At 70.2% G+C, this 13,210-nt stretch carries 8 protein-coding genes and 1 pseudogene; 4 read left to right on the top strand and 5 right to left on the bottom strand.

What is annotated here, in order from left to right; all coding sequences use genetic code 11:
• Both OEY_RS0107335 and OEY_RS0107330 read right to left on the bottom strand, forming a co-directional pair.
• A partial coding sequence (locus tag OEY_RS0107335) for a hydroxylase (protein ID WP_010593242.1) occupies window positions 1–828 on the bottom strand: 828 nt, incomplete at its 3' end.
• Between the two features lie 29 nt (window positions 829–857).
• A complete protein-coding gene (locus tag OEY_RS0107330) occupies window positions 858–2,024 on the bottom strand; it encodes a Rieske 2Fe-2S domain-containing protein (RefSeq protein ID WP_010593241.1) in 1,167 nt (388 codons plus the stop codon).
• A gap of 244 nt (window positions 2,025–2,268) precedes the next feature.
• On the opposite strand from OEY_RS0107330, the gene OEY_RS0107325 reads away from it, so the two are divergent.
• The gene (locus tag OEY_RS0107325; protein WP_010593240.1) at window positions 2,269–3,963 is read left to right on the top strand and encodes a 3-ketosteroid-delta-1-dehydrogenase; all 1,695 of its coding nucleotides are present in this window, start codon (window positions 2,269–2,271) and stop codon (window positions 3,961–3,963) included.
• Between the two features lies 1 nt (window position 3,964).
• Here OEY_RS0107325 and OEY_RS0107320 read toward each other — a convergent pair whose 3' ends face one another.
• Window positions 3,965–4,750, bottom strand: coding sequence for an FAD-binding oxidoreductase (locus OEY_RS0107320; protein ID WP_010593239.1), 786 nt, complete (start codon window positions 4,748–4,750; stop codon window positions 3,965–3,967).
• Between the two features lie 174 nt (window positions 4,751–4,924).
• Between OEY_RS0107320 and OEY_RS0107315 the strand changes: the two genes are divergently transcribed.
• A complete protein-coding gene (locus tag OEY_RS0107315; protein WP_010593238.1) occupies window positions 4,925–6,478 on the top strand; it encodes an AMP-binding protein in 1,554 nt (517 codons plus the stop codon).
• Between the two features lie 32 nt (window positions 6,479–6,510).
• On the opposite strand, the gene OEY_RS0107310 is transcribed toward OEY_RS0107315, so the two are convergent.
• Both OEY_RS0107310 and OEY_RS0107305 read right to left on the bottom strand, forming a co-directional pair.
• Complete coding sequence (locus OEY_RS0107310) at window positions 6,511–7,557, bottom strand: type IV toxin-antitoxin system AbiEi family antitoxin domain-containing protein (RefSeq protein WP_010593237.1); 1,047 nt, start codon at window positions 7,555–7,557, stop codon at window positions 6,511–6,513.
• Window positions 7,558–7,710: 153 nt separating this feature from the next.
• Entirely contained in the window at window positions 7,711–8,871 is a 1,161-nt protein-coding gene (locus OEY_RS0107305) for an FAD-binding oxidoreductase (protein WP_010593236.1), read from the bottom strand.
• A gap of 241 nt (window positions 8,872–9,112) precedes the next feature.
• Here OEY_RS0107305 and clpB point away from each other — a divergent pair, with 241 nt between their 5' ends.
• Both clpB and OEY_RS31140 read left to right on the top strand, forming a co-directional pair.
• On the top strand, window positions 9,113–11,668 hold the full coding sequence (gene clpB / locus OEY_RS0107300; RefSeq protein ID WP_010593235.1) for an ATP-dependent chaperone ClpB: 2,556 nt from the start codon (window positions 9,113–9,115) through the stop codon (window positions 11,666–11,668).
• Between the two features lie 75 nt (window positions 11,669–11,743).
• Window positions 11,744–13,210: pseudogene (locus tag OEY_RS31140) on the top strand (hypothetical protein); the annotation flags it as partial.

The raw sequence follows: 13,210 nt of genomic DNA, 5'->3' as shown, positions 1-13,210 counted from the left end.
CATCGTGTAGGGGTCGTCCTTGACGGCGGTGCCCTGCGCGTTGATCCGGTCGGCCTGGTAGACGTCCGCGTGCAGCACCAGTCCCTCGCAGATCCCGATCGTGGCGGCGGTGATGCCCAGCGGGAAGGCTGTCGACCAGGGCAGCTTGTAGAGAGTCTCGGTGCGGCCGTAGCGGGCCACCGCGCTGCCGTCGATCAGGTCGTCGTAGTACATGACGCGGTACTCGGGGACGAACGCGTCCTCGACCACCACGTCCTTCGACCCGGTACCCCGCAGGCCCACCACATCCCACGAGTCCTCGACGATCCGGTAGTCGGTCCGCGGGATGACGACGTGCGCCATCTTCGGGGGCTGGGCCACCGAACCGTCCGGGTTCCCGACGAACGCGCCGAGGAAGGCCCAGTCGCAATGGTCCGTGCCGGAGGAGAACTGCCAGCTACCCGAGAACCGGAAGCCGCCGTCGACGGGGGTGACGATGCCACCCGGCATGTAGGGCGACGCCATCCAGGTGTCCGGATCCTCTCCCCAGATCTCCTGCTGCACGCGAGGATCCGCGTAGGCGAGCTGCCACGGGTGCACTCCCACGATGCCGTGCACCCAGCCCGCGGAGGGGTTCAGCGCGGCCGTGCGCATGACGGTCTCCGCGAATTCCCTCGGGTGCGACTCGAAGCCGCCGAACTCCCGGGGCTGGAACATGCGGATCGAGCCGGCCTCCTTCATCTTCTCGGCGGTCTCGTCCGCGAGGCGGCCGAGCCGCTCGGCTTCCACACCTTCGGCGAACAGATCGTCCGCCATCGCGTCGATGTGCTCGAGGACTTCGTAACTCATGGTGTCTCCTCGACTCTGACGGCGGACGCTCAGGCGACCGGCTCGGGGGCGGATTCCGCACGGGCCGCGAGATTCTCGGCGATCTGCTGCTCCCACCGCGCGGCCGGTTTCGTGGTGTCGATCGCGAACTCGTAGCGGTTGGTCATGTCCGGGGTGATGTCGGCGACGTCGACATAGAACTGCTGGTACCAGCGGCGCAGCTGGTAGACCGGGCCGTCCTCGTCGCACAGCAGCGGGTTGTCGATCTTGGCCTTGTTCTTCCAGATCTCGATGTCCTGCTCGAACGTCTTCTCGGTGCCCCCGCCGAAGTGGGCGGCCATCGCATTCGCCTCCTCGGCGGACATGCCCGGCAGGCGCTTGACGATCACGCCGTACTGCAGCACGAACGAGGTGGGCGTGACGGGGTAGTGGCAGTTGACGAGGACCGTCTCGATGGTGGCCTCGCCGGTCTCCGTCCACAGCTTGTCGATCATGTAGGAGGGGCCGTGGTACGACGCCTCGGAGCGCGAGAAGTTGTCCGCACCGAAGTCGATGTCCAACTCGACGTCGGTGCGCTGGTTGAACGACATGATCTGTGTGGCGACGTGACCGTCGAAGATGTTCTCGAACGACCGCGGGACGCTGTAGTGGACGTAGAAGAAGTGCGCCATGTCCACGACGTTGTCGACGATCTCGCGGCAGTGCGAGCCCTCGATGAGCACCGAGTTCCACGTCCAGTCGGACCACTCGTCGGTGCCGGCGCCCTCGATCGCGGGGATGGTGACGTCCGCCGGCGGCGGATTGCCTTCGGGGTCGTGCCAGACGAACAGTTGCTGGTTGCGTTCCAGGGTGGTCCACGACCGCGTCCGCGCGAGCGGGGGGACGCGGCGCGCATACGGAATGCCGGTGCACCTGCCGTTGCCGCCCCAGCGCCAGTCGTGGAACGGGCACGCCACCGAGTCGCCCTTGATCTCGCCCTGCGCGAGATTGCCGCCCATGTGCCGGCAGTAGGCGTCGAGGACCTGCAGTTCGCCTGTGCTGTCGGCGAAGACGACGAGGCTGGTGCCGAACACGTCGACCTGGTGGGGCTTGCCGTCCCGGTAGGTGCGGGCCAGTCCGAGGCAGTGCCAGCCGCGTGCGAAGCGGGTCGGTGCCGCGTCGGCTTCGATGGTGCGGACTTCATCGTGGGGTGTGGTGGGGGGTGCGCTCTGCGTCATCGTGTCCTCCGAAGCGGGTGAGTGCTGCGCCCGAAACAGGCATCGAGGTCATGCTGGGCGGCGGCGTGAGCGGCACAGAAGGGGTTCTCCCGCTGGGCGGACCGTTCGTCCGGGGGCGTCCCGGTGGGCGGGACACCTCCCGGTGGGCGGTGCCGACGTGACCTAGCCTCGCTCCGAGGTCCGCACCGCCGTCCGGCGTCGACGACCTTTCGTCCCAGCGGCAACGACGTGAAGGAGCAGATCGATGGCGACCAATCCCGTACCGGTGAGCCCCACCCACGACACCACCGTGGACCTGCTCGTGATCGGGTCGGGCACCGGCATGGCCGCCGCGCTCACCGCGCACGAGCTGGGGTTGTCCACCCTGATCGTGGAGAAGACGGAGTACGTCGGCGGCTCCACGGCGCGCTCCGGCGGGGCCTTCTGGGTGCCGGCGAATCCCGTGCTGCGCAAGGCCGGCTCCGGTGACACGCTCGACCGGGCCGGCACCTACATCCGGTCCGTGGTCGGTGAGTCCGCACCGGCGGAGCGGGGTGCGGCCTTCCTCGATCACGGCTCCGCCACCGTCGAGATGCTGCAGCGCACCACCCCCATGCGGTTGTTCTGGGCCAAGGGCTATTCCGACTACCATCCGGAGCTGCCCGGCGGGTCCGCCGTCGGCCGCACGTGCGAGTGCCGGCCCTTCGACGTGTCCGTCCTCGGACCCGAACGCGAGCGGTTGCGGCCGGGACTGATGAAGGCCGGCCTGCCGATGCCGGTGACCGGCGCCGACTACAAGTGGATGAACCTCATGGCGCGGAAGCCGTCGAAGGCGTTCCCGCGCATCTTCCGTCGCCTCGCACAGGGTGTCGCCGGGCTCGCCCTCAAGCGGGAGTACGTCGCCGGGGGCCAGGCGCTCGCGGCCGGCCTGTTCGCCGGCGTGGTCCGGGCCGGGATCCCGGTGTGGACCGAGACCACGCTCGTGCGGCTGCTCACCGAGGGGGATCGGGTCACCGGTGCCGTCGTCGCGTGCGACGGGCAGGAGGTGACCGTGACCGCGCGGCGCGGTGTCGTCCTCGCGGCGGGCGGCTTCGACCACGACATGGCGCTGCGGCACAAGTACCAGTCCGAGCGGCTCGGCGAGCACGAGAGCCTCGGCGCCGAGGGCAACACGGGCGACGGCATCCGCGCCGCGCTCGACGTGGGTGCCGCGACCGACCTGATGGACCAGGCGTGGTGGTTCCCCGCCGTCGCCGCCATGAAGGGGCGCCCGCCGATGGTGATGCTCGCCGAGCGGGCACTGCCCGGGTCCTTCATCGTCGACCACACCGGCCGCCGGTTCGTCAACGAGGCGACCGACTACATGTCGTTCGGCCAGCTCGTGCTCGACCGGGAACGCGCCGGCGACCCGGTCGAATCGATGTGGATCGTGTTCGATCAGCGCTACCGCAACAGCTACATCTTCGGCGGCGGGCTGTTCCCGCGGCAGCCCGTCCCGGAGGCGTGGATCCGGGCGGGCATCGCGCACCGGGCGGACGATCCGGCGGCGCTGGCCCGCGCGGCCGGCCTGCCGGAGGGGGCGTTCACCGAGACCTTCCGCCGGTTCAACGATGCCGCGGCCGCCGGCACGGACGCCGACTTCCGCCGCGGTGCGAGCGCCTACGACCGGTACTACGGTGACCCCACCGTCGAGCCCAATCCCAACCTGCGCCCGCTGACGGACGGACCCTTCTACGCGGTGAAGATGACGCTGAGCGACCTCGGCACGTGCGGCGGCGTGAAGGCCGACGAGCGGGCACGGGTGCTGCGTGAGGACGGCAGCGTCGTCGACGGCCTGTACGCGATCGGCAACACCGCCGCCAACGCCTTCGGCAACACGTACCCGGGTGCGGGCGCGACGATCGGTCAGGGACTGGTGTACGGCTACATCGCCGCACAGGACGCCGCGAAGTCCCGCTGAGTCAGTACGGGTCGAACCGGATGTTCCCGGCCGGCGTCCCGGTCCCGGTGAGCTCGTGCAGGGTCGCGCGGACCATCGCCGCCGACCCGCACACGAGCACCTGGTGGTCGCCGAACGCCCCGTAGGAGGTGACCACCTCGTCGAGGCTGCCCTCGAGCAGGTCGTCGGGGTGGAACCCGGCGTCGCCGACGTGGGCGACGATGCGTTCGTACCACTCGTCGCCGAACTCCGGGTCCTCGACCGACTCGACGACCGGCACCACCGTCAGCCACGGCAGCGCCTCGGCGAGCAGGATCAGCATGTCGGCGGCGTACAGGTCGCGCGGGGAGCGGCCGCCGACGAACAGGAAGGTCTGCGGCGGGTCCGGCCGGCGCGCGACGTCGAGGATCAGCGCGCGCAGCGGCGCCAGGCCGGTGCCGCCGGCCACCATGATCACGATGCGGCCGGAGTCGTCGACGTGCAGGGTGCCGCCCTGCGGCGCGCCGATCGTCCACACGTCGCCGGGGCGGGTGCCGGCGACGATCGTGCCGCTGACCCAGCCGCCCGGCACGGTGCGGACGTGGAATTCGAGCTTGCCGTCGAGCGACGGCGGCAGCGCGGGGGAGAGGCGGCGCGGCAACCGCGGGTGCTGCGGCACCGTCACGTCGACGTACTGCCCGGGGGCGAACGGCACCATCGTGTCGGCTTCGAGACGCACCACGGCGACGTCGTGGCGCAGGCGGTGGTGTTCGACGACGGTCGCCGACCAGGTGTCGCGGGCGTGCAGGGACTGTCCGGCCGGCTGCATGGTGTGACTCCCGGGGCTCGAGCGTGAAGGGTGGCCCCACTCTAGGGGAGTCCGGCGCCGATCCCCGGAATGAAACATGTTCCAATTTTGCCGTCGATGTGGTTATGGTGGCGGCGGGTGATCCCTGCCACGTCGCGCCGTCACCACGCCGCCCCATCGACCGGAAGGACGACCATGACCGACGAGTACGCCGACCTGCATCGCCCCGTGTTCACCGCGGACCTGCTCATCACCGCCCTCGAACGCAGCGCGGACAAGCCGGCCCTGTACCTCGGCGACGTGGTGCTCACCGGCGGGGAGATGCGTGACGAGATCAGCCGGTTCGGCCAGGCGCTCGCGTCGGTGGGGGTCGGGCAGGGCTCGTCGGTGGCGATGCTGTCGAAGAACCGTCCCGAGGTGCTCATCTCGATGGGTGCGACGATGGTCGCCGGGTGCCGCAACAGCGCGCTCAACCCCATGGGCTCGCTGCCGGACCACCTGTACATCGTCGGCGACGCCGCGAACGAGACGCTGATCTTCGATCCGAACCACTTCGAGGAACGCGCCGCCGAACTGCAGGCGCAGGTGCCGACGCTGAAGAACGTCTTCTCCCTCGGCCCCTCGCAGGTCGGCACCGACATCCTCGCGCTCGCGGCGCAGTTCACGCCGCAGCGGCTCGTCGCCGCGCCTGTGGCGGCGGAGGACACCTCGTCCGTCGTCTACACCGGTGGCACCACCGGAAAACCCAAGGGCGTCATGGGGTCGTTCCGCTCGGGCGCGACCCTCACCCAGATCCAGATGGCCGAGTGGGAATGGCCCCACGAGCCGCGCTTCCTGATCTGCACGCCCCTTTCGCACGCCGGGGCCGCGTTCTTCGTCCCCACGCTGCTGCGCGGCGGATCCCTCTACGTGCTGCCGTATTTCGAACCCGGTCTGGTGCTCGAGACGATCGAGAAGCACCGCATCAACGCCACGATGCTCGTGCCGACCATGATCTACCTGCTGCTCGACCACCCCGACTTCGACACCCGCGACCTGTCGAGCCTCGAGACGCTGTTCTACGGTGCGTCGGCGATGTCGCCGGCGCGGCTGCGCGAGGGCATCGAGCGGCTCGGCCCGGTGTTCTTCCAGTTCTACGGGCAGAGCGAATGCGGCATGACGATCTCCGTGCTGCGCAAAGAGGATCACCTCGCCGACGACCCCGAGCGCCTGGCCACGTGCGGCCGGCCCGTGCCGTGGCTCGACGTGCGGCTGCTCGACGACGACCTGAACGAGGTGCCCCGCGGCGAACTGGGGGAGATCTGCGTGCGCGGACCGCTCGTGATGAAGGGATACCTGAACAAGCCCGACGAGACGGCCGAGGCACTGCGCGGCGGCTGGTTGCACACCGGTGACGTCGCGCGGGCCGACAAGAACGGCTTCCTGACGATCGTCGACCGCAAGAAGGACATGATCGTCACGGGCGGCTTCAACGTCTTTCCCCGCGAGATCGAGGACGTCCTCTCGTCGCACCCGGCCGTCGCGTCTGTCGCGGTCGTCGGCGTGCCCGACGCCAAGTGGGGCGAGGCCGTCAAGGCGTGCGTCGTGCTGCGGGAGGGTCAGTCCGTCTCCCCCGAGGAACTGATCGAGAAAGTCCGTGCCGCAAAGGGTTCGGTCCACGCTCCCAAGTCGGTGGACTTCCTCGACACGCTGCCGCTCACCCCGCTGGGCAAGCTGGACAAGAAGACCCTGCGCGCCTCCTACCGGTAGGCGGCTTCGCCGCCGGTGTGCCCTTTGGGCGGTCAGGGCAACCCAAAGGACACACCGGCAGCGCAGCTGCACCCGTTGTCGGTGGTGCGTCGCCACCCGAGACGGGTGAGGACGGCTTCGACCTCTGCGGCCACACCGCACGGGTCCCGGCTGACCTCGTCGTACCCGTACACCAGGCGGGAGCGCCCGGCGAGCTCGGCGGCATTGTCGCGGCGACGGTCCCGGAAGGCGACCTCCGCCATCGAGTGGAACCTGCGTCCGTCGAGCCGGACGGTCAGCGCGGCGCCGTGAACGTCGTAGGTGCAGTCCTCGTACAGCGTTCGCCCGTCCACGACCGTCGGGGTCTGCCGATGCGCCGGGGGAAGACCGTGCCGTTGCTCCACCTCGGTCGCGTAGCGGAGTTCGAGCATCGACTGGACGCCGTCGGCGAGCAGCCGGACCGCATCGTCGAGCGCCTTCCGGTTGCGGTACGGGGTTCGCTCCTGCATCCGGCGTCGGATCTCCGACAGGGGAATGCGACTGTCGGTGACGACCCGGATCAACCGGAGGTAGCCGTCGTGCGGGGTGGGGGCGGCTGTTGCCAGGTCGAGCGCCGTGTCGGCGCGGCCGGTGCGCGGGGGCATCGTCGGCACCCCGATGTGTGCGTGGGCCCTGCTGCGGTGGACGATCACGCCCGGATGAAGCATGTCTCCGAGATGCGGCAGCCGAATGCCGCGCGGCTTCGCCGTGGCGAAGGTCGCGGTCTGTCCTCTCGTCGACGATCCCACCGGCACGGTGACATGGACCGGTTCGAGTGGATCGTGGGACAGCATCCCCCATTCCTCGGCGGCCGTGCAGTGACTGAGGACGGCGGCCTCACCGGAGAACGCAACGGCCGCGGCCAGCACCGCGGGCCGGGACAGCGGACCGGTCGTCACCGAGTACACCCCTCGGAGTACCTGCTGCCACCGCCCGCGCTCGAGACGGTGCCGGATCCACGGCCACGTACGTCCGTGGTGTTCGAGCTGGGCGCGGGTGACGATCCCGTGCTGGAACGTGACGATGCGATCGAGTTCGGGGACGTCCGGGAGAAACCGCATGCAGACATGATTCGGCGGGGAACGCTCCTCGGGAACCGGTAGCCCGGCCGATCGCCGCAATCTGTGGAGAAACCGGGCGGCTGGGGATAACTCGGCGGTGTGCCCTTTGGGCGGTCAGGGCAGCCCAAAGGGCGCACCGGCGGCGTCAGCCGCCTACAGCGGGTCGAAACTGATGTTCTGCCGGGGAGTGCCGCCGGCGGACAGCGCGTACAGGGTGGTGCGGATCATCGACGGGGAGCCCGCGATCTGGATCTGCCGGTCGGCCCAGGAGCCGAACTGCGACACCACCTTGCCGAGCTTGCCGTGCAGGGGCCGGTGCAGGCCCGGTGGTGGATCCTCGACGGGAACCGGGTGCCACCACGGGTTCTCGGTCTCCTCGACGACCGGGACGACGGTGAGCCACGGATTGGTGGTGGCCAGCTGCCACAGGGTCTGCAGGTCGTACAGGTCGCACGGATACTTGCCGCCGAAGAACAGGTGCACGCGCGGATTGTCGCCCCGCATGCCCATTTCCATCAGTTGCGCCCGCAGCGGCGCGAGGCCCGTGCCGGAGGCGATCATCAGCACGTCCTCGCCGCTGTCCCGGTCGACGTGCAGTCCCCCGAGCGGGGGTCCGATGACCCAGCGGTCGCCGACGGCGGTCTCGCCGACGAGCGCGGGACTGACCCAGCCACCGGACACGCGACGGACGTGGAACTCGATCTGCCCGTAGGGATTCGGAGGAATCGCCGCCGACAGGTACCGCCACATGTGCGGGCGCTGCGGGATCTGCACGCTCATGTACTGCCCGGCGTGGTACGGGATCGGCGAGTCCGTCTCGAGCCGGATGATCGCCAGGTCGGGCAGGACTCGCTCGTGGCCGACGACGGTGGCGCCCCACGCGGCGGGCAGCTCGTCGTCGGCGACCGCGTCCGCCATGGTCCCGACGAGCAGGTCGATCACCCGGGCCCAGGTGCGGTCGAGGGCGTCGGTCCACAGGATCGGCGGGGTGCACTCGCGCACGGCGGTGTGCAGCGCCCGGCCCGCGGACCGGAAGTGCTCGGGCCGGACCCCGTACTTGCGGTGGTCGCGCCCGAGCTGGGTGAGGAATGCGGTGACGGCGTCGGGGTCGCCGAGGCGGTTGACGGCCCAGCCGACCGCGGTCGCGAACCGCTGGCGCATCGTCTCCATACCCGCGGGGAACAGCTCACGGATCCCGACGGTGTCGCTCCACAGGGCGGTGTAGAAGGCGGTGGCGAAGCGCTCGGCGCCGCCGGGGGTCGCGACGATCGACGCGAAGCTGAGCTGGACGCGGGCGACGGCGAAGGCCTCCACGCACCCTCCTGCTCGCCGTCTCTGCTGGTCGGCCGCCACTGTAGTCCCGTGGCGGGGTTTCGGCCACAATCGACGGCGGGCGGCCCGGCCCGCCCGGAATGTGTCGCACATCACATAACCAGATAAAGTTGAGCGGAACAAACTCAAGTTTGGGGCCGTTGAAGCTTGCGAATGCCCGCGACGGGAGGCTTGCGGGTGCAGAATTGATACCGGCTCGCTCAATGAAGGGAAGGGGTTCGCAGTGGACTCGTTCAATCCCACCACCAAGACCCAGGCGGCGATGACGGCCGCCATGCAGTCCGCGTCCGCTGCGGGCAACCCGGAGATCCGTCCGGCCCACCTGCTCGTCGCGCTGCTCGACCAGACCGACGGCATCGCCGCGCCGCTCCTCAAGGCGGTCGGCGTGGATCCGACCGTCGTGCACCGGGAGGCGCAGACGCTCGTCGAGCGGCTGCCGCGTGCCACCGGCGCCACCCAGACGCCGCAACTCGGCCGCGAAGCGGTCGCCGCCCTGACCGCCGCCCAGCACCTCGCCACCGAACTCGACGACGAGTACGTCTCGACCGAGCACGTGCTCGTCGGCCTGGCCGGCGGCGATTCCGACGTCGCCAAGCTCCTCGTCGGGCACGGCGCCACCCCGGCCGCGCTGCGCGACGCGTTCACCACCGTCCGCGGCAGTGCCCGCGTGACCAGCCCGGACCCCGAGGGCACCTACCAGGCGCTCGAGAAGTACTCGACCGACCTCACCGCCCGCGCCCGCGAGGGCAAGCTCGACCCGGTCATCGGCCGCGACAACGAGATCCGCCGCGTCGTGCAGGTGCTGAGCCGGCGCACCAAGAACAACCCCGTGCTCATCGGCGAGCCCGGCGTCGGCAAGACCGCGATCGTCGAGGGCCTCGCGCAGCGCATCGTCGCCGGCGACGTCCCCGAGTCGTTGCGCGGTAAGACCGTCATCGCGCTCGACCTGGGCTCGATGGTGGCCGGCGCGAAGTACCGCGGCGAGTTCGAGGAACGCCTCAAGGCGGTGCTCGACGAGATCAAGGAATCGGCCGGTCAGGTCATCACCTTCATCGACGAGCTGCACACCATCGTCGGTGCCGGCGCGACCGGCGAATCGGCGATGGACGCCGGCAACATGATCAAGCCGATGCTCGCCCGCGGCGAGCTGCGCCTCGTCGGCGCGACCACCCTCGACGAGTACCGCAAGTACATCGAGAAGGACGCCGCCCTCGAACGCCGTTTCCAGCAGGTGCTCGTCGGCGAGCCGAGCGTCGAGGACACCGTCGGCATCCTGCGCGGCCTCAAGGAGCGGTACGAGGTGCACCACGGCGTGCGCATCACCGACTCCGCGCTCGTCGCCGCCGCTACCCTCTCCGACCGGTACATCACGTCCCGGTTCCTGCCGGACAAGGCCATCGACCTCGTCGACGAGGCCGCGTCCCGGCTGCGCATGGAGATCGACTCGCGTCCCGAGGAGATCGACTCGGTCGAGCGCATCGTCCGTCGCCTCGAGATCGAGGAGATGGCACTGCAGAAGGAGACCGACGAGGCATCCAAGGAGCGGCTCGAGAAGCTGCGCGCCGAACTCGCCGACGAACGCGAGAAGCTGAACCAGCTCACCACCCGCTGGCAGAACGAGAAGACCGCCATCGATTCGGTGCGGGGCATCAAGGAGCAGCTCGAGGCGCTGCGCGGCGAGGAGGAACGCGCCGAGCGCGACGGAGATCTCGGCAAGGCCGCGGAGCTGCGCTACGGCCGCATCCCGCAGCTGGAGAAGGAACTGGAGAAGGCCGCCGCCGCGTCCGGAGCCGCCGCCGACGGCGACGTCATGCTCAAGGAGGAGGTCGGCCCGGACGACGTCGCCGACGTCGTCGCCGCGTGGACCGGCATCCCCGCCGGCCGCATGATGGAGGGCGAGACCGCCAAGCTGCTGCGCATGGAGTCCGAGCTCGGTAAGCGCGTCGTCGGCCAGGACGAGGCCGTGCAGGCCGTGTCGGACGCGGTGCGCCGCTCCCGGGCGGGCGTCGCCGACCCGAACCGGCCCACCGGCTCGTTCCTGTTCCTCGGCCCCACCGGCGTCGGCAAGACCGAGCTGGCGAAGGCGCTCGCGGACTTCCTGTTCGACGACGAGCGCGCGATGGTGCGGATCGACATGTCCGAGTACAGCGAGAAGCACTCCGTCGCACGGCTCGTCGGTGCCCCTCCGGGCTACGTCGGCTACGAGTCGGGTGGTCAGCTCACCGAGGCGGTGCGTCGCCGCCCCTACTCGGTGGTGCTGTTCGACGAGGTCGAGAAGGCACACCCGGACGTGTTCGACACGCTGCTGCAGGTGCTCGACGACGGCCGGCTCACCGACGGGCAGGGCCGTACCGTCGACTTCCGCAACACCATCCTCATCCTCACCTCGAACCTGGGTGCGGGTGGCGACCGGGAGCACATCATGGCGGCGGTGCGCGCGGCGTTCAAGCCGGAGTTCATCAACCGGCTCGACGACGTGGTGGTCTTCCACTCGCTCACGGAGGACCAGCTCGAGCAGATCGTCGACATCCAGCTCGAGCAGCTGGCCGGGCGCCTGGCGGCCCGCCGGCTCACGCTCGACGTGTCGAGCTCGGCCCGGTTCTGGCTCGCTGTGCGGGGCTACGACCCGCAGTACGGTGCGCGTCCGCTGCGCCGGCTCATCCAGCAGTCGATCGGCGACCAGCTCGCCAAGAAGCTGCTGGCCGGGGACATCAAGGACGGTGACACCGTCTCGGTGGGCGTCAGCGACGACGGCGACCACCTCGTGTTGGGCGCGTAGCGCCCGGTGCGTCCTTTGGGCGGCTCCAGCAGCCCAAAGGACGCACCGGCGCGTGGCGCCTACCCTGGAGGGACCATGACTGACCCGCACGATCCGCGCACCCCCCAGGAGCGCGCCTACTCGCTCGACGAGGGGCGCGACGACGACACGGGCGCCGGCCCGGACGCCGACGACACCCGGGTACTGCACACCGCCGACCCGACCGAGGCGTACGGCCGGCCCGTCGACCCCACGTTGGTCTACCCGTCGTACGACCCGCGGTTCGATCCGACGGCGGCGCCCCCGAACCCGACCCAGGCGTTCGAGCAGCCCGGCCCCTACGGTCCGCAACCCCAGTACGCCCCGACCCAGCAGTACGCCCCGACCCAGCAGTACGCCCCGACCCAGCAGTACGCCCCGACCCAGCAGTACGCCCCGACCCAGCAGTACGCCCCGACCCAGCAGTACGCCCCGACCCAGCAGTACGCCCCGACCCAGCAGTACGCCCCGACCCAGCAGTACGCCCCGACCCAGCAGTACGCCCCGACCCAGCAGTACGCCCCGACCCAGCAGTACGCCCCGACCCAGCAGTACGCCCCGACCCAGCAGTACGCCCCGACCCAGCAGTACGCCCCGACCCAGCAGTACGCCCCGACCCAGCAGTACGCCCCGACCCAGCAGTACGCCCCGACCCAGCAGTACGCCCCGACCCAGCAGTACGCCCCGACCCAGCAGTACGCCCCGACCCAGCAGTACGCCCCGACCCAGCAGTACGCCCCGACCCAGCAGTACGCCCCGACCCAGCAGTACGCCCCGACCCAGCAGTACGCCCCGACCCAGCAGTACGCCCCGACCCAGCAGTACGCCCCGACCCAGCAGTACGCCCCGACCCAGCAGTACGCCCCGACCCAGCAGTACGCCCCGACCCAGCAGTACGCCCCGACCCAGCAGTACGCCCCGACCCAGCAGTACGCCCCGACCCAGCAGTACGCCCCGACCCAGCAGTACGCCCCCACTCAGCAGTACGCCCCCACTCAGCAGTACGCCCCCACTCAGCAGTACGCCCCCACTCAGCAGTACGCCCCCACTCAGCAGTACGCCCCCACTCAGCAGTACGCCCCCACTCAGCAGTACGCCCCCACTCAGCAGTACGCCCCCACTCAGCAGTACGCCCCCACTCAGCAGTACGCCCCCACTCAGCAGTACGCCCCCACTCAGCAGTACGCCCCCACTCAGCAGTACGCCCCCACTCAGCAGTACGCCCCCACTCAGCAGTACGCCCCCACTCAGCAGTACGCCCCCACTCAGCAGTACGCCCCCACTCAGCAGTACGCCCCCACTCAGCAGTACGCCCCCACTCAGCAGTACGCCCCCACCCAGCAGTACGCCCCCACTCAGCAGTACGCCCCCACTCAGCAGTACACAGGGGCGCAGCAGTACCCCTACGGCCAGGAGTACGGGTCGGCGCCACCGACCCCGCCGCACACCGGTGAGTACCCGCCGCTCGACGCGCAGCCGCCCCGACGTCGCCGCTGGGGTCTGATCCTGCTCGCCGCGGCGGCA

Source organism: Rhodococcus sp. P14 (assembly GCF_000256505.1).
GTDB classification, from domain to species: Bacteria; Actinomycetota; Actinomycetes; order Mycobacteriales; family Mycobacteriaceae; genus Rhodococcus; species Rhodococcus ruber.
The sequence above is the reverse complement of the archived record's forward strand: the minus strand, read 5'-3'. Positions and strand labels throughout refer to the sequence as shown.